This window comes from Pseudescherichia sp., assembly GCF_031998825.1.
Taxonomy (GTDB): domain Bacteria; phylum Pseudomonadota; class Gammaproteobacteria; order Enterobacterales; family Enterobacteriaceae; genus Pseudescherichia.
On the sequence record NZ_DAMACX010000055.1, the window covers coordinates 1 to 23,050 of the forward strand.

26 protein-coding genes and 2 pseudogenes are annotated in these 23,050 nt (G+C 57.7%); 11 read left to right on the forward strand and 17 right to left on the reverse strand.

Going from position 1 to position 23,050, the window contains the following annotated elements:
• Positions 1–126 precede the first annotated feature (126 nt).
• The 4 genes from garK to RTP97_RS18460 form a co-directional block, all read right to left on the reverse strand.
• Positions 127–1,272: a glycerate 2-kinase gene (garK, locus tag RTP97_RS18445; protein ID WP_312416233.1), complete on the reverse strand. Its 1,146-nt coding sequence runs from the start codon at positions 1,270–1,272 to the stop codon at positions 127–129.
• 61 nt (positions 1,273–1,333) lie between these two features.
• Positions 1,334–2,224, reverse strand: coding sequence for a 2-hydroxy-3-oxopropionate reductase (gene garR, locus RTP97_RS18450; RefSeq protein WP_312212025.1), 891 nt, complete (start codon positions 2,222–2,224; stop codon positions 1,334–1,336).
• Positions 2,225–2,254: 30 nt separating this feature from the next.
• Positions 2,255–3,025 (reverse strand): 2-dehydro-3-deoxyglucarate aldolase, encoded by a 771-nt coding sequence (gene garL, locus RTP97_RS18455; RefSeq protein ID WP_042390201.1) that lies wholly within the window; start codon positions 3,023–3,025, stop codon positions 2,255–2,257.
• Positions 3,026–3,051: 26 nt separating this feature from the next.
• Positions 3,052–4,383: an MFS transporter gene (locus RTP97_RS18460; RefSeq protein ID WP_312416236.1), complete on the reverse strand. Its 1,332-nt coding sequence runs from the start codon at positions 4,381–4,383 to the stop codon at positions 3,052–3,054.
• A 410-nt stretch (positions 4,384–4,793) separates the two neighbouring features.
• Between RTP97_RS18460 and garD the strand changes: the two genes are divergently transcribed.
• Complete coding sequence (garD, locus tag RTP97_RS18465) at positions 4,794–6,365, forward strand: galactarate dehydratase (RefSeq protein ID WP_312416239.1); 1,572 nt, start codon at positions 4,794–4,796, stop codon at positions 6,363–6,365.
• 79 nt (positions 6,366–6,444) lie between these two features.
• Here garD and RTP97_RS18470 read toward each other — a convergent pair whose 3' ends face one another.
• From RTP97_RS18470 to RTP97_RS18480, 3 genes are read right to left on the reverse strand one after another with little or no spacing between them, the layout of a single operon-like run.
• Positions 6,445–6,933, reverse strand: a complete 489-nt coding sequence (locus tag RTP97_RS18470) for a type VI secretion system tube protein Hcp (protein ID WP_312416242.1) — start codon at positions 6,931–6,933, stop codon at positions 6,445–6,447.
• A gap of 4 nt (positions 6,934–6,937) precedes the next feature.
• Entirely contained in the window at positions 6,938–7,285 is a 348-nt protein-coding gene (locus RTP97_RS18475; protein WP_312416245.1) for a putative T6SS immunity periplasmic lipoprotein, read from the reverse strand.
• Positions 7,282–7,824: a type IV secretion protein Rhs gene (locus RTP97_RS18480; protein WP_312416248.1), complete on the reverse strand. Its 543-nt coding sequence runs from the start codon at positions 7,822–7,824 to the stop codon at positions 7,282–7,284. The genes RTP97_RS18475 and RTP97_RS18480 overlap by 4 nt, the downstream gene beginning before the upstream one ends.
• Positions 7,825–8,045: 221 nt before the next feature.
• On the opposite strand from RTP97_RS18480, the pseudogene RTP97_RS21460 reads away from it, so the two are divergent.
• A pseudogene (locus RTP97_RS21460) lies at positions 8,046–8,165 on the forward strand (transcriptional regulator); the annotation flags it as partial.
• Positions 8,166–8,226: 61 nt separating this feature from the next.
• On the opposite strand, the gene RTP97_RS21465 reads toward RTP97_RS21460, so the two are convergent.
• The 3 genes and pseudogenes from RTP97_RS21465 to rsmI form a co-directional block, all read right to left on the reverse strand.
• Positions 8,227–8,358 carry an HTH domain-containing protein gene (locus tag RTP97_RS21465; protein ID WP_409455959.1) on the reverse strand — a complete coding sequence of 44 codons (132 nt, stop codon included), beginning with the start codon at positions 8,356–8,358 and terminating at the stop codon, positions 8,227–8,229.
• 27 nt (positions 8,359–8,385) lie between these two features.
• Positions 8,386–9,186: pseudogene (locus RTP97_RS18485) on the reverse strand (Fic family protein); the annotation flags it as partial.
• A gap of 5 nt (positions 9,187–9,191) precedes the next feature.
• The gene (rsmI, locus tag RTP97_RS18490; protein WP_312416250.1) at positions 9,192–10,052 is read right to left on the reverse strand and encodes a 16S rRNA (cytidine(1402)-2'-O)-methyltransferase; all 861 of its coding nucleotides are present in this window, start codon (positions 10,050–10,052) and stop codon (positions 9,192–9,194) included.
• A gap of 62 nt (positions 10,053–10,114) precedes the next feature.
• Here rsmI and RTP97_RS18495 point away from each other — a divergent pair, with 62 nt between their 5' ends.
• Genes RTP97_RS18495 through dolP form a run of 4 tightly spaced genes read left to right on the forward strand, consistent with a single transcriptional unit; the run spans position 10,115 to position 13,747 of the window.
• Positions 10,115–12,196, forward strand: a complete 2,082-nt coding sequence (locus RTP97_RS18495; protein WP_312416252.1) for a penicillin-binding protein activator — start codon at positions 10,115–10,117, stop codon at positions 12,194–12,196.
• Positions 12,154–12,552, forward strand: a complete 399-nt coding sequence (locus RTP97_RS18500) for a YraN family protein (RefSeq protein WP_312416255.1) — start codon at positions 12,154–12,156, stop codon at positions 12,550–12,552. Before RTP97_RS18495 ends, RTP97_RS18500 begins: the two co-directional genes overlap by 43 nt.
• A gap of 19 nt (positions 12,553–12,571) precedes the next feature.
• Positions 12,572–13,162 (forward strand): DnaA initiator-associating protein DiaA, encoded by a 591-nt coding sequence (gene diaA / locus RTP97_RS18505; RefSeq protein WP_103821315.1) that lies wholly within the window; start codon positions 12,572–12,574, stop codon positions 13,160–13,162.
• Between the two features lie 9 nt (positions 13,163–13,171).
• Complete coding sequence (dolP, locus tag RTP97_RS18510) at positions 13,172–13,747, forward strand: division/outer membrane stress-associated lipid-binding lipoprotein (protein WP_312416257.1); 576 nt, start codon at positions 13,172–13,174, stop codon at positions 13,745–13,747.
• An 85-nt stretch (positions 13,748–13,832) separates the two neighbouring features.
• Here dolP and RTP97_RS18515 read toward each other — a convergent pair whose 3' ends face one another.
• Positions 13,833–14,873, reverse strand: coding sequence for a permease (locus RTP97_RS18515; protein ID WP_312416261.1), 1,041 nt, complete (start codon positions 14,871–14,873; stop codon positions 13,833–13,835).
• A 75-nt stretch (positions 14,874–14,948) separates the two neighbouring features.
• Positions 14,949–15,596 (reverse strand): NAD-dependent epimerase/dehydratase family protein, encoded by a 648-nt coding sequence (locus RTP97_RS18520; protein WP_312416264.1) that lies wholly within the window; start codon positions 15,594–15,596, stop codon positions 14,949–14,951.
• A 124-nt stretch (positions 15,597–15,720) separates the two neighbouring features.
• On the opposite strand from RTP97_RS18520, the gene RTP97_RS18525 reads away from it, so the two are divergent.
• Positions 15,721–16,239, forward strand: coding sequence for a type 1 glutamine amidotransferase domain-containing protein (locus tag RTP97_RS18525; RefSeq protein WP_312416267.1), 519 nt, complete (start codon positions 15,721–15,723; stop codon positions 16,237–16,239).
• On the opposite strand, the gene RTP97_RS18530 is transcribed toward RTP97_RS18525, so the two are convergent.
• Positions 16,225–16,662, reverse strand: a complete 438-nt coding sequence (locus tag RTP97_RS18530; RefSeq protein ID WP_312416269.1) for a YhbP family protein — start codon at positions 16,660–16,662, stop codon at positions 16,225–16,227. The two genes, RTP97_RS18525 and RTP97_RS18530, sit on opposite strands and share 15 nt — an antisense overlap.
• A gap of 14 nt (positions 16,663–16,676) precedes the next feature.
• On the opposite strand from RTP97_RS18530, the gene RTP97_RS18535 reads away from it, so the two are divergent.
• Positions 16,677–17,018: a GIY-YIG nuclease family protein gene (locus tag RTP97_RS18535; RefSeq protein ID WP_312416271.1), complete on the forward strand. Its 342-nt coding sequence runs from the start codon at positions 16,677–16,679 to the stop codon at positions 17,016–17,018.
• On the opposite strand, the gene RTP97_RS18540 is transcribed toward RTP97_RS18535, so the two are convergent.
• The gene (locus RTP97_RS18540; protein WP_312416273.1) at positions 17,005–17,508 is read right to left on the reverse strand and encodes an N-acetyltransferase; all 504 of its coding nucleotides are present in this window, start codon (positions 17,506–17,508) and stop codon (positions 17,005–17,007) included. The two genes, RTP97_RS18535 and RTP97_RS18540, sit on opposite strands and share 14 nt — an antisense overlap.
• Positions 17,502–18,026, reverse strand: coding sequence for an SCP2 domain-containing protein (locus RTP97_RS18545; protein ID WP_312416276.1), 525 nt, complete (start codon positions 18,024–18,026; stop codon positions 17,502–17,504). The genes RTP97_RS18540 and RTP97_RS18545 overlap by 7 nt, the downstream gene beginning before the upstream one ends.
• Positions 18,027–18,262: 236 nt before the next feature.
• Here RTP97_RS18545 and RTP97_RS18550 point away from each other — a divergent pair, with 236 nt between their 5' ends.
• The 3 genes from RTP97_RS18550 to RTP97_RS18560 all read left to right on the forward strand — a co-directional run bounded on the left by RTP97_RS18550 (position 18,263) and on the right by RTP97_RS18560 (position 21,230).
• On the forward strand, positions 18,263–19,258 hold the full coding sequence (locus RTP97_RS18550; protein WP_312416278.1) for a peptidase U32 family protein: 996 nt from the start codon (positions 18,263–18,265) through the stop codon (positions 19,256–19,258).
• Between the two features lie 8 nt (positions 19,259–19,266).
• Complete coding sequence (locus tag RTP97_RS18555) at positions 19,267–20,142, forward strand: U32 family peptidase (protein WP_312416279.1); 876 nt, start codon at positions 19,267–19,269, stop codon at positions 20,140–20,142.
• Between the two features lie 80 nt (positions 20,143–20,222).
• Positions 20,223–21,230, forward strand: a complete 1,008-nt coding sequence (locus RTP97_RS18560; protein WP_312416287.1) for a luciferase-like monooxygenase — start codon at positions 20,223–20,225, stop codon at positions 21,228–21,230.
• A gap of 46 nt (positions 21,231–21,276) precedes the next feature.
• Here the strand turns inward: RTP97_RS18560 and mtr are convergent, their stop codons facing one another.
• Together mtr and RTP97_RS18570 are read right to left on the reverse strand one after the other, a co-directional pair.
• The gene (gene mtr / locus RTP97_RS18565) at positions 21,277–22,521 is read right to left on the reverse strand and encodes a tryptophan permease (protein ID WP_312416282.1); all 1,245 of its coding nucleotides are present in this window, start codon (positions 22,519–22,521) and stop codon (positions 21,277–21,279) included.
• Positions 22,522–22,655: 134 nt separating this feature from the next.
• Positions 22,656–23,050: DbpA RNA binding domain-containing protein (locus RTP97_RS18570; RefSeq protein WP_312416285.1), on the reverse strand; the 395-nt coding region annotated here is incomplete at its 5' end.

Below are 23,050 nucleotides of genomic sequence, written 5' to 3' on the forward strand. Positions count from 1 at the left end.
GGCACCTTGCCCTATGGAGCCCGGACTTTCCTCCCCTCCGCCCGTCTCCCCCGAAGGAGGACGACGACGAAGCGGCGACTGTCTGGTCAGCTTCGGCGCGAAGTATAGAGGGTTTACGCCCTGCTGTCACCCCTCCGTCAACATCCCGACTCGCAGGGTCGCGGCAATGTTGCGTGAAGCGCGATAGATATTGTCGAATGCGCCCCGGAAGGCCTCTTCCAACGTGCCGATGCTGGTCAGCACGCTAAATACCGCATCGATACCGTACTGATGCACAACGCCCACGTCCCGCGTCAGGCTGCCCGCAATGCCGATCACCGGCTTATGGTATTTCTTGGCAACCTTCGCCACGCCCACGGGCACCTTGCCGTGAATGCTCTGGCTGTCAATTCGACCCTCGCCGGTGACCACCAGCGTGCAGTCGTGAATATGCTCTTCCAGGTTCAGCGCCTGGGTGACGATCTCAATGCCGCTGCGTAGCTCTGCGCCAAGGAAAGCCATCAGCGCTGCGCCCATGCCGCCCGCCGCGCCCGCGCCAGGTACATCTTTAACATCCACGCGCAGGGATCTTTTAATCACGTCGGCGTAGTGATTGAGATTGCTGTCCAGCTCAACGATCTGCGCTTCGGTGGCCCCTTTCTGCGGGCCAAAGATGCGCGATGCGCCCTGTTCCCCCGTCAGCGGGTTCGTCACATCGCAGGCGACACGGATGGTACACGCTGCCAGACGCGGATCCAGCCCGCTGATATCGATGGTGTTAAGGCTCATCAGGCTGCCGCCGCCGTGGCCGATCTCGGTGCCGTTCGCATCGCACAGCTTCGCGCCCAGTGCCTGCACCATGCCCGCGCCGCCGTCGTTAGTGGCGCTGCCGCCGATGCCAATAATGATATTCCGTGCACCATGCTCCAGCGCGCGCAGGATCAGCTCCCCGGTGCCGCGCGAGGTGGTAATCAACGGGTTACGTTGTTCAGGTGGCACGAGGGCCAGTCCGCTGGCGGCGGCCATCTCGATAAAGGCGGTGTTACCGTCGCCGGACATCCCCCAGCGGGCGTCAACGCGCTCCCCCAGCGGGCCGGTCACCGACGCCGTATGCTCCGCGCCCTGGGTAGCGGCAATCATCGCCTCAACCGTTCCTTCTCCACCGTCGGCGACCGGAACGGAGACATACTGCGCGTCCGGAAAAATTTCCCGGAAGCCTTTTTCTATCGCCTGGGCTACCTCGGTAGCAGAGAGGCTTTCTTTATAAGAGTCTGGGGCGATTACGATTTTCATATCAGTAGCCTGTTACTGCACGCGGCATAGATTCCGGGCGCGTCGCCGCGCCCGTTTTTTGTTAGCGAGCGATTTCTACCTTCGCCAGTTTTTCGTAGTAGCACGCAAGGGCGCTATGGTCGTCGTTGCCGTGACCGTCAGCGCGCAGCGCCTGCATCATCTCCATCACCGCTGCGGTCAGCGGCAGCTGCGCGCCCACGCCGTGGGAGGTATCCAGCGCGTTCGCCAGATCTTTGATGTGCAGATCGATACGGAAACCGGGCTTGAAGTTGCGATCCAGCACCATCGGCGCTTTCGCCTCCAGCACGGTGCTGCCCGCCAGGCCGCCGCGGATAGCCTGGAACACCAGATCCGGGTTCACGCCAGCTTTGGTTGCCAGGCTCAGCGCTTCAGACATGGCGGCAATGTTCAGCGCCACGATCACCTGGTTTGCCAGCTTGGTCACGTTGCCCGCGCCGATATCGCCGGTGTGCACCACCGAGCCCGCCATCGCTTTCAGCAGATCGTAGTACTTATCGAACAGCGCCTTGTCGCCGCCAACCATCACGGAGAGCGTGCCGTCGATCGCTTTCGGTTCGCCGCCGCTCACCGGGGCGTCGAGCATCTGTACGCCTTTCGCCTGCAGCGCATCGCTGATTTCACGGCTGGCCAGCGGTGCAATGGAGCTCATGTCGATCAGCACAGTGCCCGCTTTCGCGCCTTCGATAATGCCGCCTTCACCCAGCGCCACCTCTTTTACGTGCGGGGAGTTCGGCAGCATGGTGATGATCACATCACACTGCTCGGCAATCTCTTTTGCCGTAGAGGCAGTTTCTGCACCGGCGGCAATCACTTCAGCAACCGCCTCATGATTACGGTCAGAAACCACCAGCGAGTAACCGGCTTTAATGAGGTTTTTACTCATTGGTTTACCCATAATGCCCAGGCCAATAAAACCAACTTTCAGTGTCATAGTGCGTCTCTCTCTTCAGTTCGGTGGTGGTTATTTCTTAAATGAATCAGCTAAGCGCTGGGTTCCGGCGCGGAATACGCCCAGATCGCTGCCAACGGCAACGAAGGTTGCGCCCCACTCCAGGTAACGACGCGCATCGGCCTCTACCGGCGCGAGGATGCCGCTCGGCTTACCGTGCGCTTTCGCACGGGCAAAGATGTGCTGGATGCAACGCTGTACTTCCGGATGCGATGCATTGCCTAAGTGGCCCAGCGCGGCAGCAAGGTCGCTTGGGCCAACGAAGATGCCGTCCACGCCGTCGGTGGCGGCGATAGCATCCACGTTATCCACGCCCTGCTGGCTCTCAATCTGTACCAGAATGGTGATGTTCTTGTTCGCCTGGCCGAAGTAGTCCGGCACGGTGCCAAACATGTTGGCACGGTGGGAGACCGATACGCCGCGAATGCCCTCAGGCGGATAGCGGGTAGAGGCTACTGCCAGTACGGCCTCCTCTTCGCTCTCGACAAACGGGATCAGGAAGTTGTAGAAGCCGATATCCAGCAGGCGCTTAATGGCAATCGGATCGTTAGCCGGGGCGCGAACCACCGGTGCGCTGCTGCTGCCCTTCAGGGCCATCAGCTGCGGGATAAAGGTCGTGACATCGTTCGGCGCATGTTCGCCGTCCAGCACCAGCCAGTCAAAGCCCGCCAGGCCCAGCACTTCGGTGCTGATCGGGCTTGCCAGCGCGGACCAGCAGCCAATCTGAATCTGATGTGCTGCCAGCGCAGCCTTGAATTTGTTTGGGAAGATATCGTTAGTCATCATCTATACCTTGAAGTAACCGTTGCTTAATTCCGCAGTTCCATACGCTTGATGTCGCCCACCACGAACAGGTAGCAGAACATCGCCATCAGTGCTGAACAGCCGACGAACACCAGAGCAGCGTTAAAGGAGTGCAGCTCGCTGACCAGGTAACCAATTACCAGCGGAGTGACAATGGAGGCCACATTGCCAAATACGTTGAACACCCCGCCGCAAAGTCCAACAATCTCTTTTGGCGCGGTGTCGGAGATGACCGGCCAGCCGAGGGCACCAAACCCTTTCCCGAAGAATGCCAGCGCCATCAGCGTGACCACCAGGGTCGTGTTATTGGTGTAGTTACACAGAATGATGCTCGACGCCAGCAGCATGCCCAGTACGATAGGCAGCTTACGCGCCAGGGTGATGGTTGCGCCACGTTTGATCAGGTGATCCGAGAAGACCCCGCCCAGTACGCCACCGGCAAAGCCGCACAGCGCCGGGATGGAGGCCACCAGGCCCACTTTCAGAATCGACATCCCTTTCTCCTGCACCAGGTAGATAGGGAACCAGGTGAGGAAGAACCACGTGATGGTGTTGATAAAATACTGACCGAAGAACACGCCCAGCATCATGCGGTTGGTCAATAATTGCTTGATGTAGTGCATTTTCGGACCGCCAGCCGCCGCACCCGGCTTTTTGTGGTCCATATCGACCACCGCACCGCCTTTGGTGATGTACTCCAGCTCGTTGGCGGACATGTTCGGATGGTCGGTCGGGTTATGGATAAATTTCACCCACATACCGGTCAGCACAAAGCCAATCACGCCCATGACGGTAAACACATGCTCCCAGCCCCAGGCGAAGGTCAGCCAGCCCAGCAGCGGGGAGAAGAGCGCCAGAGAGAAGTACTGGGCAGAGTTGAAAATAGCCGACGCCGTGCCGCGCTCTTTGGTTGGGAACCACGCGGCAACAATACGGGCGTTCGCCGGGAACGAAGGCGCTTCAGAGAAGCCGAGCATAAAGCGCATGATAAACATCGACACGCCGGCCCAGGCCAGCGGGAAAACATCAACAAAGCCTTGCAGAAAGGTGAACAGCGACCAGAAGAAGAGGCTGTAGGTGTACACTTTCTTCGAACCGTAGCGGTCCAGCAGCCAGCCGCCGGGGATCTGCATCAGCAGGTAGGCCCAGCCGAAGGCGGAGAAGATGTAGCCCATAGAGACGGCGCTGAGCTGCAGCTCTTTGGCGACTTCGGTTCCGGCGATAGAGAGCGTCGCGCGGTCGGCATAGTTAATCGCCGTAACGATAAAGATAATGAGCAAGATTAAATAGCGGGTAGGCATACCCTTTTTTGATTCAACGGCAGTATCCAGTATCATTTATTAATCCTCGGGCACGGTACTCTATTCTTATCGTTATATGAGGTGTATTTTCCTGATTATTTATCGATAGCAGGTAATATCAGGTAACTAACCAGATGCAATGAAATCGTGAATCAGTATAATCAGGCCACAAACATCACGCATTGTTGCTTTGCTCAATTAATAAATGACTTTAAGCGATTATATTGAGCATATGCACAAGTCGCTGGGCGCTGATCCACAGATTTAGGCATTCGCCCTGCCGCAGGGCCTGTTACAACAATAATGAGTGATCTGGATCACGTTCTTAACCAGAAACTCCTGACACTATTATTCCATAGCAGTGTCTTTTTATTTCTAATAATGAGAAACGCGATCCACACTTTACCGTTTTTGTTATCTCACACCTGGCTGGAGAATACTGGACAATGGCCGACATCGAAATTAGACAAGAATCGCCAACAGCGTTTTATATTAAGGTTCATGAAACCGATAACGTGGCGATTATTGTCAATGACAATGGCTTAAGAGCCGGGACGCGTTTCCCGGATGGGCTTGAACTCATTGAGCATATCCCGCAGGGGCATAAAGTGGCGCTGGTGGATATTCCCGTGCACGGCGACATTGTCCGCTACGGTGAAGTGATCGGCTACGCGGTGCGCGATATTGCCCGGGGTAGCTGGATCGATGAGTCCACCGTAGAACTACCGACAGCGCCGCCGCTGGATACCCTACCGCTGGCCACCAGGGTACCGGAGCCGCTGCCCGCCCTTGAGGGTTACACCTTTGAAGGCTACCGCAACGCCGACGGCAGCGTCGGGACGAAAAACCTGCTGGGTATCACCACCAGCGTACACTGCGTCGCGGGCGTGGTGGACTACGTGGTTAAAATTATCGAGCGCGACCTGCTGCCGAAATACCCGAACGTTGACGGCGTAGTCGGCCTGAATCACCTTTATGGCTGCGGCGTGGCGATCAACGCCCCGGCAGCGGTGGTGCCTATCCGCACCATCCATAACATCGCCCTCAACCCTAACTTTGGCGGCGAAGTGATGGTGGTGGGCCTCGGCTGCGAGAAGCTCCAACCAGAGCGCCTGCTGCAGGGAACGGAAGACGTGCAGGCTATCGCGGTCGACAGCGCCAGCATCGTGCGCCTGCAGGATGAGCAGCACGTCGGCTTCCGCTCGATGGTTGACGATATTCTTCAGGTTGCCGAGCGCCACCTGATCAAGCTCAACGCTCGCCAGCGCGAAACCTGCCCGGCCTCGGAGTTAGTGGTCGGGATGCAGTGCGGCGGCAGCGACGCCTTCTCCGGCGTAACCGCTAACCCGGCGGTGGGCTATGCCTCTGACCTGCTGGTCCGCTGCGGCGCGACGGTGATGTTCTCGGAAGTCACCGAGGTGCGCGATGCTATTCATCTGCTCACCCCGCGCGCCATCAACGAAGAGGTGGGCAAACGCCTGCTGGAGGAGATGGCCTGGTACGATAACTATCTCGACATGGGTAAAACCGACCGCAGCGCCAACCCCTCTCCGGGTAACAAGAAAGGCGGCCTGGCTAACGTGGTTGAGAAAGCGCTTGGCTCTATCGCTAAATCTGGTCAGAGCGCCATCGTGGAAGTGCTCTCGCCGGGCCAGCGCCCAACGAAGCGCGGTTTGATCTACGCGGCTACCCCTGCCAGCGACTTTGTCTGCGGTACCCAGCAGGTGGCCTCCGGGATCACCGTTCAGGTGTTCACCACCGGGCGCGGTACGCCGTACGGCCTGGTGGCGGTGCCGGTAATCAAAATGGCGACCCGTACCGAGCTGGCTAACCGCTGGTACGATCTGATGGATATCAACGCCGGAACGATTGCGACTGGGGAAGAGAGCATTGAGGACGTGGGCTGGAAGCTGTTCCGCTTCATCCTTGACGTGGCCAGCGGCCGGAAGAAAACCTTCTCGGATCAGTGGGGCCTGCACAACCAGCTGGCAGTGTTTAACCCGGCTCCGGTGACGTGATGAAACGGTTTTAACGGCCTGAATCAACTCCTCATCATCATTTATAAAGAAGCCCCTAACGGGGCTTTAATCATTTCGGTTACGCGTTCCTGGCTGGCTTATTCCATGAATCATTATATTTAATTACACCGTCTAAATAGAACCACTCAATACCAGCAAACCTAAGACCAAACGTTTCAATCATATTCGAGCTGTTAGAGCCAGGAATATAAGTGTGATTAGCATTAATATACATCACTACGACATCACTCATAGTAACCCTATACACTTCCCTTTCTATTCCTGCTTCCGTAGTTTCGTAATATCTCATCTCTGCTTTCTGGAGTCTACGCCCTTCGCAGACGCAAATAGCCAGATAGGGTGATAACCTGTCTATCTGCTTATGAATAACATAAGGTTCATGTTGCCGAGTTCCTCCCATTCTTCCTGTGTGTGGATCTACAGGTTGTGCAACACCATAACTACTACTCATTACTTCTATAGCCCCTTCCCTTCCTGATGCTAAGCTTCCTCCATTAACTTGCATGCCGTTCTCATCATATAAAAACAAATAGGCTGGCAATGACATATTTCTATCTCCCTAAATCTAAAAGATTACCTTCATTATCAATGATGAAAGAGTAGGTGTAATTTTTATCACTTATTGCATAGGTAGCAGAATATACAACCCCTCTGTTTAGCTGAACATTAAAGCATGTTTTGGGATAGGTCAGATTAACCCCCTCCTCAACTATTAGCACTTTATAATCTTTATTATTTATAGCTAATGAATAACGCGTTAACACCTCCTCTCTCTTGACGGTGAAACATACATTTTCTCCCTCTATATAGATAGACCTCCATTCTCCAGCACCTAACTGCTCTCCTCCAGGACATCCAGTAAGCGCTAGCACTGCAGGAAGAAAAACTCTTTTTTTCATGATGGGAAACTCCCAAGTATTTCTTTATAATCCTTTATTAGCTCACTATCTGAAATATCACAACTATAATCCCTAAGCTTAATAAGATATGTGTTTCCATAGAATCCATATGTTTTTAACAACCAATAATCGCTAACGATACAGGCTTGCTGCTCCATTGAATAGTCACTTAGTTTTTCTTGGTCAAGTAAGTAGGTATAATCAGCAGCCCATGAAAACGCCCCTCTAAATCTTACCCACATTCCCCTTTGCTGCTGCCATACATGCATCATCTCATGTAGAAATATATGTTGCTGCCCTATTCTGTCTCTCTTAGGCATAGCAAAATCATTTTCATATACCCCTTCTTGAAACCACATTTCCCCGTTAGGTGTCATTGCAGTATTATTACTTTGCATGTTAAAAGGTAAATAGCTACCTCTATGGATCCAGATTTTATTGTAGTGGATTGTGTAACCGTAAAACGTACTAGCCAGGTTAATCTCACCCAAGCTCAGGCGTCTTAACCCGCCTCTTTCTATGCTGTTTTTAATAACCATTTATAGCCCTCCCTATAGAGCGCTATGCTAGCACCCTAGTTGAGGATATCAATTATTTAGATAATGAATAAATGTAGAGAAAATATCACTGAGATGAAAGATAAATCCTTACCAATAATTAGCGAAAGCCCTACCAGAAAACGCTATAAATATATATCCTATGATCGTGTTAGCCGATGCCGAGTATAAATTGCATCTGATTTTACTGGAGGTCAAAGAAAATGGCGACGCTTAAACAGTTGCTTGCACAACGCTCACCGGAAAGCCAGGAAAGGATCGCAGCGCGTGCGGCAAAGGTTCGCCAGGAAATTACCCTTGCGAAACTCCGGGCGGCGCTACGGTACGTTAATCAATAAGACGCCAGTAGCCGCTTTTGGTTGAACCGATGCGCTCCAGCCTGCCCTATTTTTGCAGCGTCTGGAGCTGACGTTCCACCGTGCGTGTCGTTACGCCAAATCGTGTGGCCATGTCGGCAATCGTGCTGGTCGGATGCCGACGTAGCCAGACAAGATACGCCTGCGTTTTAGGTGACAACTCAAGCACCTTTTCTTCCGACATTTATTCCGACATTTCTTCCGACATTTCTTCCGACATTTTCGACGCTGAATTTAGTCCCTCTTTCAGTGCCGCTGCAATGTTTCCCAGCATAAACTCGATAAATAGGGTGCAGTCACTGGCTCGATCGCATTCGCCCAATACCTGGTAATACCGCTCCTGCTGGTAATGGATCAACGTCTCTACCGGTAGCCAGGCCATTTCGGGCCGCCAGGTGCTCAAGATCAACGTTTGCCATAGGCGCCCTATACGCCCGTTGCCGTCGGCAAAAGGGTGAATAAACTCGAACTCATAGTGGAAAACGGAGCTGGCGATTAGCGGATGCAGCTCGGTACTGTCCAGCCAGTTAAGTCGTTCACCGACCAGCCGGGAAACCTGTGAGGCTGGCGGGGCCATGTGGATGAGCATCCTGTCGCGATAGATACCGACATCGTTTTGCCGGAGATTGCCGGGATTATCAACCAGCCCCGCCATGAGAATGCGGTGCGCCGAAAGTAGATCGCTAAGCCGCCCTTTCCCCCAGCCTGAAAAGTGGTCATACGCCAGAATAGCGTTTCTGGCCTCCTGAATATCTTTTGCCGGAGCCAGCACACGTTTACCGTCCATAATCGCTGTGACCTGCTCAGCGCTTAAGCTGTTATGCTCAATAGCCAGCGAAGCCTGAATAGTGCGGATCCGGTTCTCTTTACGCAGCAAAGGAGAGGCGCGCCCGGTCTGGGCAGCCCAGTATCCAAGAAGTTCCCCTACCTCAATCACCAAATTGAGGATGGGTGGCGTAATGATAAACGGCGGCTGATAGCGGCTCATAAACCTTATCCCTGCTGCTCCAGGGCGTACTTATAGAGGGCGTTTTTCTTCACGCCGTGGATCTCAGCGGCCAGCGCAGCGGCTTTTTTCAGCGGCAGCTCCGCCTGGAGCAGCGCCAGGGTACGCAGCGCGTCGGCAGGCAGATCCTCCTCCTGGGCCTTATGCCCCTCGATAATCAGCACCATCTCGCCCTTACGGCGGTTCTCATCCTCCTTCACCCACGCCAGCAGCTCGCCGATAGGCGCGCCGTGGATCGACTCCCAGGTTTTGGTCAGCTCACGGGCCAGCACCACGTAGCGGGATTCGCCCAGCACGGTGCAGATGTCCTCCAGGCTGTCCAGCAGGCGGTGGGTGGACTCATAGAAGATCAGGGTGCGCGGCTCGGCCTCCAGCGCTTTTAGCGTGTCGCGGCGGCCTTTGGATTTGGCAGGCAGAAAGCCTTCGTAGCAGAAGCGATCCGACGGCAGCCCGGCGGCGCTGAGGGCGGCGATAGCAGCGCAGGGACCAGGGAGCGGCACCACGCGGATCCCCGCCTCGCGGCAGGAGCGTACCAGGTGGTAGCCGGGATCGTTGATCAGCGGCGTTCCGGCGTCGGAAACGAGGGCGATATTTTGCCCCTCCTTAAGCTTTGCGACCAGCGTCTCTGCTTTCTGCTGCTCGTTATGGTCGTGAAGGGCAAACAGGCGGGCGCTAATGGCGAAGTGCTGGAGCAGCAGGCCGGTGTGGCGGGTATCCTCTGCGGCAACTAAATCAACGCTTTGCAACACGGTCAGCGCGCGCTGGGTGATATCAGCCAAATTCCCGATTGGCGTGGGTACAATATAGAGCTGACCATGAGAATTCTCCGCCGATTCGTGTTGTTTCATTGTTTCATCCGTATTGCCGATTTAATATTGAGCATTGCGAAAAAAATATCACTGGATACAGAATGGTACAGTCAACATTTTTCCCTTTAAAAGCAGCGCGTTGCCTGCCTGTCGTACTGGCCGCCCTGCTTTTTGCAGGCTGTGGAACACAGGCGCCGGACCAGAGCAGTGCGCACATGCAGGGCACGGCGCAGGCTGATTCTGGCTTCTACCTCAGCCAGATGCAGCAAAGCACTGATGATACCAAGACCAACTGGCAATTACTCGCCATTCGTGCCCTGTTGAAAGAGGGTAAAAGCCAGCAGGCGGGCGAGCTGTTTAACCAGCTGCCGCAGGAGCTGACCGAGACCCAGCGTAAGGAGCAGTCGCTGCTGGCCGTTGAGCTTAAGCTGGTGCAGAAGGATTTTGCCGGTGCACAGGCGCTGCTGGATAAGCTGAAGCCCGCTGATTTCGAGGGTAACCAGCTGGCACGCTACTGGCAGGCGCAGATTGATGCCAGCCAGGGCCGTCCGTCGCTGGCGCTGCTGCGGGCCTTAATTGCCCAGGAGCCGCTGCTGGCAGCGAAGGATAAGCAGAAAAATATCGACGCCACCTGGCAGGCGCTCTCCTCTATGACGCCGGAGCAGGCGCAGGCGCTGGTGATCAACGCTGATGAGAACGTGCTACAGGGCTGGCTCGATCTCCAGCGCGTCTGGTTCGATAACCGTACCGATCCAAACATGCTGAAGGCAGGGATCAGCGACTGGCAGACCCGCTATCCGCAAAACCCCGGTGCGAAGATGCTGCCGACCGCGTTAACCAACGTGCAGAATTTTAAACCGGCGTCTACCAACAAAATCGCCCTGCTGCTGCCGCTGAACGGCCAGGCCGCGGTCTATGGCCGTGCTATCCAGCAGGGTTTTGAAGCGGCGAAGAACGGCGCACCAGCCGTGAGCGGCCCGGCAACACCAGTCCAGGTTGCCCAGGCGGCGACAGCGGGAGAGGCTGACGTCGTTAGCCCCTCCCAGGCACCGGTGGATGAGCTGACCCAGACGCAGCCTGCCGCCCCGGTAACCGCCCCTGAAGCGACTCAGGCCCCAGCACCCGCTGACACAGCCGCGCCAGTAAGTACCCCTGAAACACAGGCACCGTCAGCCGCGACGCCAGCGGTAGCCAGCGCGCCGGCGAATCCCTCTGCCGCCCTGAAAATTTATGACACCAGCTCGCAGCCGCTCGATCAGATCCTTAACCAGGTCCAGCAGGATGGCGCCAGCATCGTGGTTGGCCCGCTGTTGAAGAGCAACGTTGAAGAGCTGATGCGCAGCAACACCGCCCTTAACGTGCTGGCCCTGAACCAGCCGGAGTCGGTGGAGAGCCGGGCAAATATCTGTTACTTCGCCCTCTCACCGGAAGATGAAGCTCGCGACGCCGCCCACCATATGTGGGATCAGGGCCGCCGCGCGCCGCTGCTGCTGGTTCCCCGCAGCTCGCTGGGGGATCGGGTCACCACCGCCTTTGCCGATGAGTGGCAAAAACTGGGCGGCGGCACCGTGCTGCAGCAGAAGTTTGGCTCTACGGCAGAACTGAAGATGGGCATTAACAGCGGGTCTGGTATCGCTCTGACCGGCACGCCGGTGGCCTCCAGCCTGCCGCAGCAGCAGGGGGTGACCATCGCAGGCCTGACCATCCCTGCCCCGCCGACCGAGGCGCAGATCACCGGCGGCGGCAACGTCGATGCGGCCTATATCCTGGCGACGCCGAACGAGATTGCGCTCATCAAGCCGATGATCGCCATGCGCACCGGCAGCCACAGCGGCGCGGCGCTTTACGCTAGCTCGCGCAGCGCCCAGGGCGGTGCAGGTCCCGACTTCCGTCTTGAGATGGAGGGGTTACAGTTTAGCGAAATCCCGATGCTGGCAGGCAGCAACCCTGCGCTGATGCAGCAGGCGCTGGGCAGCGTCAACAACGACTACTCGCTGGCACGCCTGTATGCCATGGGCGTTGATGCGTGGGCGCTGGCCAACCACTTCGCCCAGATGCGCCAGGTTCCCGGCTTTGAGATCAGCGGCAACACCGGCGATCTCTCGGCTACTCCAGACTGCGTGATTAACAGGAAGTTATCATGGCTCAAATACCAGCAGGGGCAGATCGTCCCGGCCAGTTAAGCCGTAAACAGACCGGCGACGCGTGGGAAGCAACGGCGCGCCGCTGGCTGGAGGGCAAAGGACTGCGCTTTATCGCCGCCAACGTGCGTTCGCGCGGCGGCGAGATTGACCTCATTATGCGCCAGGGTCCCACAACCATCTTTGTTGAGGTTCGCTACCGTAAAACGGCCCGCTACGGTGGCGCAGCGGCCAGCATCACCCGCAGCAAGCAGTTGAAACTCCTGTCGGCGGCGCGTTTTTGGCTTGCCCGGCACAATGGGAGTTTTGACACTGTGGATTGCCGGTTCGATGTGGTAGCCTTCACCGGAAACGACGTGGAGTGGATACAAGACGCCTTTAACGACCACTCATACTAGCTGACATAAAGGGATCACCGTGCTCGAAAGAATTAAAGTCTGCTTTACGGAAAGTATTCAAACCCAGATTGCGGCGGCGGAAGCCCTGCCGGATGCGATCTCCCGTGCAGCCATGACCCTGGTTCACTCCCTGCTTAACGGTAACAAAATCCTCTGCTGTGGCAACGGCACCTCTGCCGCCAACGCCCAGCATTTTGCTGCCAGCATGATCAATCGCTTCGAAACCGAGCGTCCGAGCCTGCCGGCGATTGCACTAAATACCGATAACGTGGTCTTAACCGCGATCGCCAACGATCGGCTGCACGATGAGATCTACGCCAAACAGGTGCGCGCACTCGGCCATGCCGGCGACGTGCTGCTGGCGATCTCCGCCCGGGGCAACAGCCGGGATATCGTGAAAGCCGTTGAGGCAGCCGTCACGCGCGATATGACCATCGTGGCCCTCACCGGCTACGACGGCGGCGAGCTGGCGGGTCTTCTGGGGCCACAGGATGTCGAAATTCGTATTCCTTCCCACCGCAGCGCACGCATTCACGAGATGCATATGCTGACGGTTAACTGTCTTTGCGATCTGATTGATAACACGCTTTTTCCTCACCAGGATGATTAAGGAGTAGACATGAAGGCACTTTCGCCCCTTGCGGTAATACTCTCCGCGCTGCTGCTTCAGGGATGTGTCGCAGCGGCCGTGGTCGGCAGCGCTGCCGTAGGCACCAAAGCAGCCACCGATCCGCGTACCGTGGGCACGCAGGTTGATGACGGAACGCTGGAGCTGCGCGTTAACAGCGCGCTGGCTAAAGATGAGCAGATTAAGAAGAGCGCACGCATCAACGTGACCGCTTACCAGGGTAAAGTCCTGCTGGTCGGCCAGGCACCGAATACCGAACTGGCCTCACGCGCGAAGCAGATTGCGATGGGCGTCGAGGGGGCAACGGAGGTCTATAACGAGATCCGCCAGGGCCAGCCGATTAGCCTGGGTACCGCCTCGTCAGACACCTGGATCACCACCAAGGTCCGCTCCCAGCTGCTGGGTAGCGACCAGGTGAAATCGTCAAACGTGAAGGTGACCACCGAAAACGGCGAGGTGTTCCTGCTGGGGCTGGTGACGGAGCGTGAAGCCGCCGCCGCCGCCGATACCGCCAGCCGCGTGTCGGGCGTCAAGCACGTCACTACGGCATTTACCTTTATTAAGTAGTAACTTAATAACGCCCGATGGCGCGAAGCTTACCGGGCCTACAAATCCCGTAGGCCGGATAAGCGCAGCGCCATCTGGCGATCTGTCACAATAACGCAATACCACCCACAATCATCCCGCTCACAGCCACCAGTCCACCGGTTAGCCACAGCGCCTTCGCCGGGAAGGATTTGCGCAGCATAATCAGCGACGGCAGGCTTACCGCAGGCAACGTGATGAGCAGCGCCAGCGCGGGAGCCACGCCCATCCCAGCCATCATCATGGTCTGTACAATAGGGATTTCCGCCGCGGTTGGGATCACAAACAGGCAGCCCACGATAGCCATCCCCACCACCCACAGCAGCGAGTTGTCGATAGCGCCATCGGCATGGGGGAAGAGCCAGACCCGCGCCGCACCCAGCAGCAGGACTGCCAGAATGTAGACCGGGATGGTGCTCCAGAACAGCATCCACAGCGCCCGGCCCCAGCGCGCCATGAATCCGCCCTGCGGCTCGGCGGCGGTGACCGTCTCAGGCAACGGTGACGGTCGGTCGCTCTCCTTCACCCAGCGCTGTACCAGCAGGGCCACGCCCGGCACGATCGCCAGACCGGCCACCAGGCGGATCAGGGCGAAGTGCCAGCCCAGCACAAAGCCCATAAACACCAGCGTCGCCGGGTTGAGCAGCGGGTTACCCATCCAGAACGCCAGCGCGCCGCCCATCGACACCTGCTGGCGGCGCAGCCCGGCGGTAACCGGCGCGGCACAGCAGGAGCACATCATGCCCGGCAGAGAGAAGAGCGTGCCAAACAGCGTGCCGCCGACGCGCTTCTGGCCGAGAGTGCGCAGCAGCCAGTCGCGGGGAATAAGCACCTGCACCAGTGAGCCGAGAAGGACGCCCAGCACCGCTGCTTTCCAGACCGCGAGGAAGTAGACCATCGCGTAATCGAGTGCGGCTCGCAGCGGATTGGCTTCGGCGTTAGCAAGAATGGATTTGCCGATGCTGTGGGTTTCAGCGGCGGTAAAGGCTTTACCGTAGTAGGGCTGCCACTTTACGTACCAGAGCCCAACGATAACGACGAGAAAAAAGAGCGCGGGCTTCCACCATTGGACAGGTGTTACCGCCTGAGATGAAGACTGACCAGTCATTGCATTCCCCGGAAAGATGTATGGATTATTATTAGCCGGAAGATACTACGCCTGACTGGACACGTTTGGAAACAGTTAATTCTCCTCGCCGATGGCAATCGCATGCAGTTGCTCGGAGGACAAAACAGTGACCCTCTCACGGCAGGGAGAGAACGCCGTGAGCAGCATCGCGCGCGCCACATCGCGGGCCTCAATGGATTTCCACTTGCCGGGCAGCAGGTGCAGCATTGGCCCCAGCAGAGATTCACCAAACCGCTGTTTCGCCCGGCGGCCCAGCAGCATCGCCGGACGGGCAAGGGTCAGGCGCGGCCAATCCTGGGCGGTTAAGGCCTCCTCCATCTTTCCCTTCACCCGGTTATAGAAAAAGGGCGAGCTGGCATTAGCGCCCATCGCGCTGACGACCAGCATATGCTTGGCCCCGAGCCGCAGCCCGGTCAGCGCGGTATCCACCACCAGCGTGTAGTCGGCGTGAATAAACGCCTCTTTGCTGCCCGCCTCCCGACGAGTGGTGCCGAGGCAGCAGAAGACGATATCAATCGGATCGGTGACCTGCGCCAGCGCATCGGTGAGCTGGCGATCGCAGGGGTTAAAGACCGTTGGCATGCCCAACAGAGGCCGACGCGTCGGGGCGGCAATATAGTTGACCCGCGGCTCCTGAATGAGCATACGTAACAGGTGGGAGCCAACCAGCCCGGTGGCCCCGGTAATCAGTACCTGACTCATCTCGCCTCCTTTTGCAGATTAGTCCGCCTTGCAATGTGAGGTCGCTGAACCACACTTATTCATACGTCATTATTAACGATAGATGGCGAAATAACCCATCCAGAGCTAAAACAATGGAGGAAACATGGGCAAGAAAATCGCAGTCTTGATCACCGACGATTTTGAGGATTCAGAATTTACTTCACCCGCCGAGGCGTACCGTAAAGCGGGCCACGAAGTCGTGACCATTGAGAAGGAAGCCGGGAAAACCGTGAAGGGGAAACAGGGCGAAGCCAGCATCACCATCGATAAGTCGATTGATGAGGTGATCCCAGCGGAGTTTGACGCCCTGCTGCTGCCAGGCGGTCACTCCCCGGACTCGCTGCGCGGCGACGAACGCTTCGTCTCCTTTACCCGCGACTTTGTGAACTCCGGTAAGCCGGTATTTGCTATCTGCCACGGCCCGCAGCTGCTGATCAGTGCTGAAGTGGTTCGCGGACGCAAGCTGACGGCGGTGAAGCCGATCGTTATCGATCTGAAAAACGCTGGCGTGGAGTTCTACGATCAGGAAGTGGTGAATGATAACGATCAGCTGATCACTAGCCGCACACCTGACGATCTGCCTGCGTTTAACCGGGAAACCCTGCGCCTACTGGGGAATTGATCCCCGTAGCCAGTGAAGCTTTTTGCCAAAGCCCAGGGTGTTGTCGGTAAATTTTATTTCGTCCAGTAAGATCTCCCATACCGGGGCCGACATCGCTCTGGCAACCGGAAAGCGACGGTTATAGCGCTCACGCGCGGCCTCGCTTTCCGCTCCCTCCAGACGCCGAATCTCACCTTTAAACTGCACGCCGCGGATCAACGCCACGGTTTTTGGCTGGCCGTTAACCGTGCCCGCAACCGGGGCGTGACGACCGCTCATCTGCGCATGGCGGGTGCGATCCTCACTCATTACGTAGAAGGCAACCCGCTGCGGATCGTAGTAGTAAAAAGCGTTGGCGCACCACAGATCGCCTTCGCTGGCGACGCACCAGGTGACCACGTGCTGCTTTGCCAGCCAGCGATGAATGGTGGCGAGAGTTTCCATTTTTTATCTACCTCATGCTAAGGTGCGTCCACCTAATCCTGTTAAATCACGCTATGACGCCCTGGTTTTTATATCTTATCCGTACCGCCGATGATGCCCTCTATACCGGCATTACCACCGACGTTGCCCGCCGCTTTACCCAGCATCAGACAGGAAAAGGGGCAAAGGCGCTGCGCGGCAAAGGGGCGCTGCGGCTGGCCTTTTCAGCACCAGTAGGTGAGCGCTCACTTGCTTTGAAAATCGAGTATCGGATCAAGCAGCTAACGAAGCGCCAGAAAGAGCGCCTCGTTGCCGGGGATGGATCGTTTGATATGCTGCTGGCGGCCTTGCAGCCCCAGCCGCTTAAACACGATTGAAGTGCTCGTGGTACTCCACCAGGCCATGTACGCCGTTTAGGGCATCATCCGCCAGGCGATGCACCTGGAAGGCGCTCTCCGTGCCCGGCCAGCGGCAGTGGAGATCGTAGTGTGCCGCCTGCTCAAAGCCGAGACGCTGATAGAAGTCGGCCTCCCCCAGCGCAACCACGGCGGCATAACCGAACTCGTTGAGCGAATCCAGCCCCTCATACACCAGTTGACGTGCCAGCCCCTGACCACGATAGTGCTCATCTACCGCCAGCGGCGCAAGGCCGACCCATTGCAGATCTTCCCCCTCAACGTCCACCGGGCTAAAGGCGACGTAGCCGACAACCTGACCTTCATCATCGGTGGCGACAAGCCCCAGCGTAAGCAAGCCGTCTTCCCGCAGAGAGTGGACCAGGTTAGCTTCGCTATCCCCGTCGAACGCGCGGCGGAGAAGTGCATCAATGCCTGGCGCATCGATAGGTATTTCGACTCGAATTAGCATGGCTCACCTACAGAAGTTGGTTTAGTCGCAGGCGGCGCTTGCAGGCCAGCCTCGACGAACTCCGCCAGTTGCAGCAGCATGATGCGCAGCGGTTTAGGCATCTGCTCCAGCTCAATGGCGTCCATCAGGTTCTTAACGTATAACCCCAGTTCGGTATCGCCCTCAATCACCAGCCGGCGCTGGAAGAACAGCGTGTCCGGATCCTGCTTGCGTGCGGCAATCATCAGCAGATCGCTGGCGTCGGCGCTAAAGCTCACGTCGGCAGCGGCAGATTCACGCACAATTAACTGCTCATTCTCAACGGAAGTAAACCACCTGAGGCCAATATCGCGTACTTCAATACTCAACCAGCGGCCCTCCAGGAACGCCAGCTCGCCGTCCGCCAGCGCCTGCTGAAACTGCCAGCGCAGAAGCTGCTCCAGCACCTGACGTTTAAGCGCAAAAGGCGCGAGCTTTACCGGCACGCTCAGCAGAGACGGCGCGGCATGAACGAGACGTGAGCGCAGTATATCCAACACAAGCTTTACTCCCTGATATGAAAAGTCTGGCTATTCTGCCATAACCCCGAACTCACATAGCGGCATAAATCAACAATTGCGCAGATGAAACTACCCCCTATTCCCCCCATCAATACGCGATTAGCTGCCTTAAATCAAAAATTGTCGCCGAAGGGTTAACTAAAATCCCAGTTCGTTAACAATTTTTGCACCTTACGGTGCGTGCGGGCCACCCGGCCCCTGACCTGGGATACACTATGGAGTTGCTCTGCCCGGCCGGAAACCTACCGGCATTAAAGGCGGCTATCGAAAACGGTGCCGACGCTGTTTATATAGGCCTGAAGGATGATACTAACGCCCGTCATTTTGCGGGTCTCAACTTCACCGAGAAGAAGCTGCAGGAAGCAGTCAATTTTGTCCACCAGCGGCGTAAAAAGCTGCACATTGCGATCAATACTTTTGCCCATCCCGACGGCTACGCTCGCTGGCAGCGGGCGGTGGATATGGCCGCCCAGCTGGGGGCCGACGCGCTGATCCTCGCCGACCTGGCGATGCTGGAGTACGCCGCCGAGCGCTATCCACACATTGAACGCCACGTCTCGGTGCAGGCTTCGGCCACTAACGACGAGGCGATCCGCTTCTACCATCGCCACTTTGACGTTGCCCGCGTGGTGCTGCCCCGCGTGCTGTCCATTCATCAGGTCAAACAGCTGGCCCGCACCTCGCCGGTTCCGCTGGAGGTATTTGCCTTCGGCAGCCTGTGCATTATGGCCGAGGGGCGCTGCTACCTCTCCTCTTATTTAACCGGTGAATCCCCCAATACCGTAGGGGCCTGCTCCCCTGCCCGCTTTGTGCGCTGGCAGCAGACGCCGCAGGGGCTGGAGTCGCGCCTCAATGAGGTGCTGATTGACCGCTATCAGGAGGGCGAGAACGCAGGCTATCCCACGCTGTGCAAAGGTCGTTATCACGTCGACGGCGAGCGCTACCACGCTCTCGAGGAGCCGACCAGCCTGAATACGCTGGAGCTGCTACCCGAGCTTCTGGCAGCAAATATCGCCTCGGTAAAAATCGAGGGACGCCAGCGCAGCCCGGCCTACGTCAGCCAGGTGGCAAAAGTATGGCGCCAGGCCATCGACCGCTGCATCGCCTCGCCAGAGCGTTACGCCCCGCAACCGGCGTGGATGGAGACCCTCGGTGCGATGTCTGAAGGCACGCAGACCACCCTTGGCGCATACCACCGTAAATGGCAGTGAGAGATAAAATGAAATATTCATTAGGACCGGTCCTCTACTACTGGTCAAAAGAGACGCTGGAGGATTTCTACCGGCAGGCGGCCAGCAGCAGCGCCGATACCATCTACCTGGGCGAAGCGGTATGCAGCAAGCGGCGGGCGACCAAAGTAGGCGACTGGCTGGCGATGGCGAAGTCCCTCGCCGGGAGCGGCAAACAGGTGGTGCTCTCTACCCTGGCGCTGGTGCAGGCCGCCTCGGAGCTGGGCGAGCTTAAGCGCTACGTGGAGAACGGCGACTTCCTGCTGGAGGCGAGCGATCTCGGCGTAGTGAACATGTGCGCCGAACGTAAGCTGCCGTTTGTCGCCGGGCACGCCCTGAATTGCTATAACGCGTTTACCCTGCGCCTGCTGCTGAAGCAGGGCATGGTGCGCTGGTGTATGCCGGTGGAGCTCTCCCGCGACTGGCTGGCGAACCTGCTTAATCAGTGCGACGAGCTGGGCATCCGTAAGCAGTTTGAGGTGGAGGTATTGAGCTACGGACATCTGCCGCTGGCCTACTCCGCCCGCTGCTTTACCGCCCGCTCCGAGGATCGCCCTAAGGACGAGTGCGAAACCTGCTGCATTAAGTACCCCACCGGGCGCAACGTGCTCTCCCAGGAGAACCAGCAGGTGTTTGTCCTGAACGGCATCCAGACCATGAGCGGCTATATCTACAACCTCGGCAATGAGCTGACCTCAATGCAGGGGCTGGTGGATATGGTGCGCCTCTCACCGATGGGGACGGAAACTTTCGCCATGATTGACGCCTTCCGTGCCAATGAAAAAGGCGCTGCACCGCTGCCGCTGGCGGCGAATAGCGACTGCAACGGCTACTGGAAGCGCCTCGCTGGTCTCGAGCTGGTATGAAAAAAAGCTCACTTTGTTAACTACGGTAATCAATTTTTAATGCAGTATTAAAAGATTGCCGTCGACAAAGTGAGCCTATGATGACTGACAAAACCGTTTCCTTCTCGGTGCTAGATTTAGCCCCGATCCCGCAGGGCGCTACGGCGCGTGATGCCTTCCAACGCTCTCTGGACTTAGCCCAGCTGGCAGAGAAGCGCGGCTATCGCCGCTTCTGGCTGGCCGAGCACCACAACATGACCGGCATCGCCAGCGCGGCGACGTCGGTGCTGATTGGCTACCTGGCCGCTAATACCCAGACGCTGCACCTCGGCTCCGGCGGCGTAATGCTGCCTAACCACGCTCCGCTGGTGATCGCCGAGCAGTTTGGCACCCTGAATGCGCTCTATCCGGGACGTATCGATCTGGGCCTGGGCCGTGCGCCGGGCAGCGACCAGCGGACCATGATGGCCCTGCGCCGCCACATGAGCGGCGATATCGATAACTTCCCGCGCGACGTGGCCGAGCTGGTGGACTGGTTTGACGCCCGCGATCCGAATCCGCACGTGCGTCCGGTTCCGGGCTACGGGGAGAAGATCCCGGTGTGGCTGCTTGGCTCCAGCCTCTATAGCGCCCAGCTTGCTGCCCAGCTGGGGCTGCCGTTTGCCTTTGCCTCGCACTTTGCTCCGGATATGCTCTTCCAGGCGTTACACCTCTACCGCACCAACTTCAAGCCCTCCGCGCGGCTGGAAAAACCCTATGCGATGGTGTGCATCAACATCGTTGCCGCCGACAGCAACCGCGACGCCGAGTTCCTGTTTACTTCGATGCAGCAGGCGTTTGTGAAGCTACGTCGGGGTGAAACCGGCCAGCTGCCGCCGCCGATTGCCGATATGGAGTCCTTCTGGTCGCCGTCCGAGCAGTATGGCGTTCAGCAGGCGCTGAGCATGTCGCTGGTGGGGGATAAAACTAAAGTGCGTCACGGGCTGGAGTCGATCCTCCGCGAAACCCAGGCCGATGAGATCATGGTCAACGGCCAGATTTTCGATCATCAGGCGCGGCTGCATTCGTTTGAGCTGGCGATGCAGGTGAAAGAGGAATTATTGGGGTAATTTTTTTAATTGCCCGGTGGCGCTACGCTTACCGGGCCTACGGGTATTATTGGTACACGGGTAACAGGTTAAAGCTGGAGAGCAGGTGCACTACGGCGTTGCCTACCCCGAACAGCAGGATCAGCGCAATCATCGGCTTGCCGCCCCAGACGCGGAATGTGGGGCTACCGAAGCGTTTGCGTGACGCACGCGCCAGCAGCGCCGGAACGATGGCTGCCCAGATGGTCGCCGCCAGCCCGGCATAGCCGATGGCGTAGAGGAAGCCGTTCGGCCACAGCAGCCCACCGACAATCGGCGGCAGGAAGGTCAGCAGCGCGGTTTTGAAGCGGCCGCTGGCGGAGTCGTCAAAGCCAAAGAGATCGGCCAGGTAATCAAACAGCCCCAGCGTCACCCCCAGGAATGAACTGGCCACCGCAAAGTTAGAGAACACCACCAGGAGCAGATCCAGACTGCGGCTGTTCAGCACGCCGCTCAGAGCCTGCACCAGCACGTCTATATTCCCTCCCTGCTGAGCAATGCCGATAAAGGCCGGCCGAGTGATATTTCCCATCGTCACCAGCAACCAGATGGTATACAGCCCCAGCGCCAGCAGCGAGCCATAGGCAATGCAGCGCGTAATCGTGCGCGGATCCTTGCCGTAGTACTTCATCAGGCTCGGCACGTTGCCGTGATAGCCAAACGAGGCGAGGCAGAACGGCAGGGTCATCAGCAGGTACGGCGTGTAGGAGGCGTTGCTCTCGGCCACGTTAAACAGCGTGGCGGGTTCGACGTGCCCCAGCAGGCTGCCGAAGGTGAGGAAGAAGGTGATGACCTTAGCGCCCAGCACGATGGCGGTCATGCGGCTAACCGCGCGGGTTGAGAGCCAGACAATAAACGCCACGATCAGCGCAAACCCCAGCCCCGCCAGGCGCGGCGAGACGTTGAGCGACATCTCTGAAAAGGTGTGGTGCAGAATCGAGCCACTCGCCGAGATATAGGCGTAGGTCAGGATGTAGAGCACAAAGGCGATAGAGACGCCGTTGACCAGGTTCCAGCCCTTGCCCAGCAGGTCGCGGGTAATGGTGTCAAAGCTGGATCCGATGCGGTAGTTGAGGTTGGCCTCGAGGATCATCAACCCGGAGTGCAGCATGCAGAACCAGGTAAAGACCAGCGCCGCAAGCGACCAGAAGAACCAGGCGCCTGACATCACCACCGGCAGAGAGAACATCCCTGCGCCAATAATGGTTCCTGCGATGATCACCACGCCGCCAAGCAGCGACGGGGTCGTATGGGTGGTGGAAAGCGTAGCCATTCTCTCTTCTCTCTAAAATGCGGTTCGCTGCGCATTGTACCAGTACATGAGTACATTACCGATAAAAAAAGCCCCGATTGTTGAGATCGGGGCTGGAACGCTTACTTTACAGTAACGTTGCTGTGCTTACACGCTTACGCGTCGTTGTTGAAACGACGGCGCGGTGTGGAAGCGTCATCACGGCGCGGACCGCGGCTTTCACGGCGCTCACCGCTGAAGCGACCTGCACCGGCTGGGGCAGAACCTTCGCGACGCGGGCCACGGCCGCCTTCACGACGCTCGCCGCCGCCGAAGCTACGACGCTCGCCAGCCGGACGGTCACCGCCACGGCGCTCACCACGTTCGTGCGGCTGTGCATCGCCCAGCAGCTGCATATTCATCGGCTTGTTCAGAATACGCGTGCGGGTGAAGTGCTGCAGAACTTCGCCCGGCATGCCTTTCGGCAGCTCGATGGTGGAGTGGGAAGCGAACAGCTTGATGTTACCAATGTAACGGCTGCTGATGTCGCCTTCGTTAGCGATAGCACCAA

Coding starts and splice junctions, on each gene's coding strand:
- garK (WP_312416233.1), bottom strand. CDS start 1,272: ATGAAAATCGTAATCGCCCCAGACTCTTATAAAGAAAGCCTCTCTGCT.
- garR (WP_312212025.1), bottom strand. CDS start 2,224: ATGACACTGAAAGTTGGTTTTATTGGCCTGGGCATTATGGGTAAACCA.
- garL (WP_042390201.1), bottom strand. CDS start 3,025: ATGACTAACGATATCTTCCCAAACAAATTCAAGGCTGCGCTGGCAGCA.
- RTP97_RS18460 (WP_312416236.1), bottom strand. CDS start 4,383: ATGATACTGGATACTGCCGTTGAATCAAAAAAGGGTATGCCTACCCGC.
- garD (WP_312416239.1), top strand. CDS start 4,794: ATGGCCGACATCGAAATTAGACAAGAATCGCCAACAGCGTTTTATATT.
- RTP97_RS18470 (WP_312416242.1), bottom strand. CDS start 6,933: ATGTCATTGCCAGCCTATTTGTTTTTATATGATGAGAACGGCATGCAA.
- RTP97_RS18475 (WP_312416245.1), bottom strand. CDS start 7,285: ATGAAAAAAAGAGTTTTTCTTCCTGCAGTGCTAGCGCTTACTGGATGT.
- RTP97_RS18480 (WP_312416248.1), bottom strand. CDS start 7,824: ATGGTTATTAAAAACAGCATAGAAAGAGGCGGGTTAAGACGCCTGAGC.
- rsmI (WP_312416250.1), bottom strand. CDS start 10,052: ATGAAACAACACGAATCGGCGGAGAATTCTCATGGTCAGCTCTATATT.
- RTP97_RS18495 (WP_312416252.1), top strand. CDS start 10,115: ATGGTACAGTCAACATTTTTCCCTTTAAAAGCAGCGCGTTGCCTGCCT.
- RTP97_RS18500 (WP_312416255.1), top strand. CDS start 12,154: ATGGCTCAAATACCAGCAGGGGCAGATCGTCCCGGCCAGTTAAGCCGT.
- dolP (WP_312416257.1), top strand. CDS start 13,172: ATGAAGGCACTTTCGCCCCTTGCGGTAATACTCTCCGCGCTGCTGCTT.
- RTP97_RS18515 (WP_312416261.1), bottom strand. CDS start 14,873: ATGACTGGTCAGTCTTCATCTCAGGCGGTAACACCTGTCCAATGGTGG.
- RTP97_RS18520 (WP_312416264.1), bottom strand. CDS start 15,596: ATGAGTCAGGTACTGATTACCGGGGCCACCGGGCTGGTTGGCTCCCAC.
- RTP97_RS18525 (WP_312416267.1), top strand. CDS start 15,721: ATGGGCAAGAAAATCGCAGTCTTGATCACCGACGATTTTGAGGATTCA.
- RTP97_RS18530 (WP_312416269.1), bottom strand. CDS start 16,662: ATGGAAACTCTCGCCACCATTCATCGCTGGCTGGCAAAGCAGCACGTG.
- RTP97_RS18535 (WP_312416271.1), top strand. CDS start 16,677: ATGCTAAGGTGCGTCCACCTAATCCTGTTAAATCACGCTATGACGCCC.
- RTP97_RS18540 (WP_312416273.1), bottom strand. CDS start 17,508: ATGCTAATTCGAGTCGAAATACCTATCGATGCGCCAGGCATTGATGCA.
- RTP97_RS18550 (WP_312416278.1), top strand. CDS start 18,263: ATGGAGTTGCTCTGCCCGGCCGGAAACCTACCGGCATTAAAGGCGGCT.
- RTP97_RS18555 (WP_312416279.1), top strand. CDS start 19,267: ATGAAATATTCATTAGGACCGGTCCTCTACTACTGGTCAAAAGAGACG.
- RTP97_RS18560 (WP_312416287.1), top strand. CDS start 20,223: ATGACTGACAAAACCGTTTCCTTCTCGGTGCTAGATTTAGCCCCGATC.
- mtr (WP_312416282.1), bottom strand. CDS start 22,521: ATGGCTACGCTTTCCACCACCCATACGACCCCGTCGCTGCTTGGCGGC.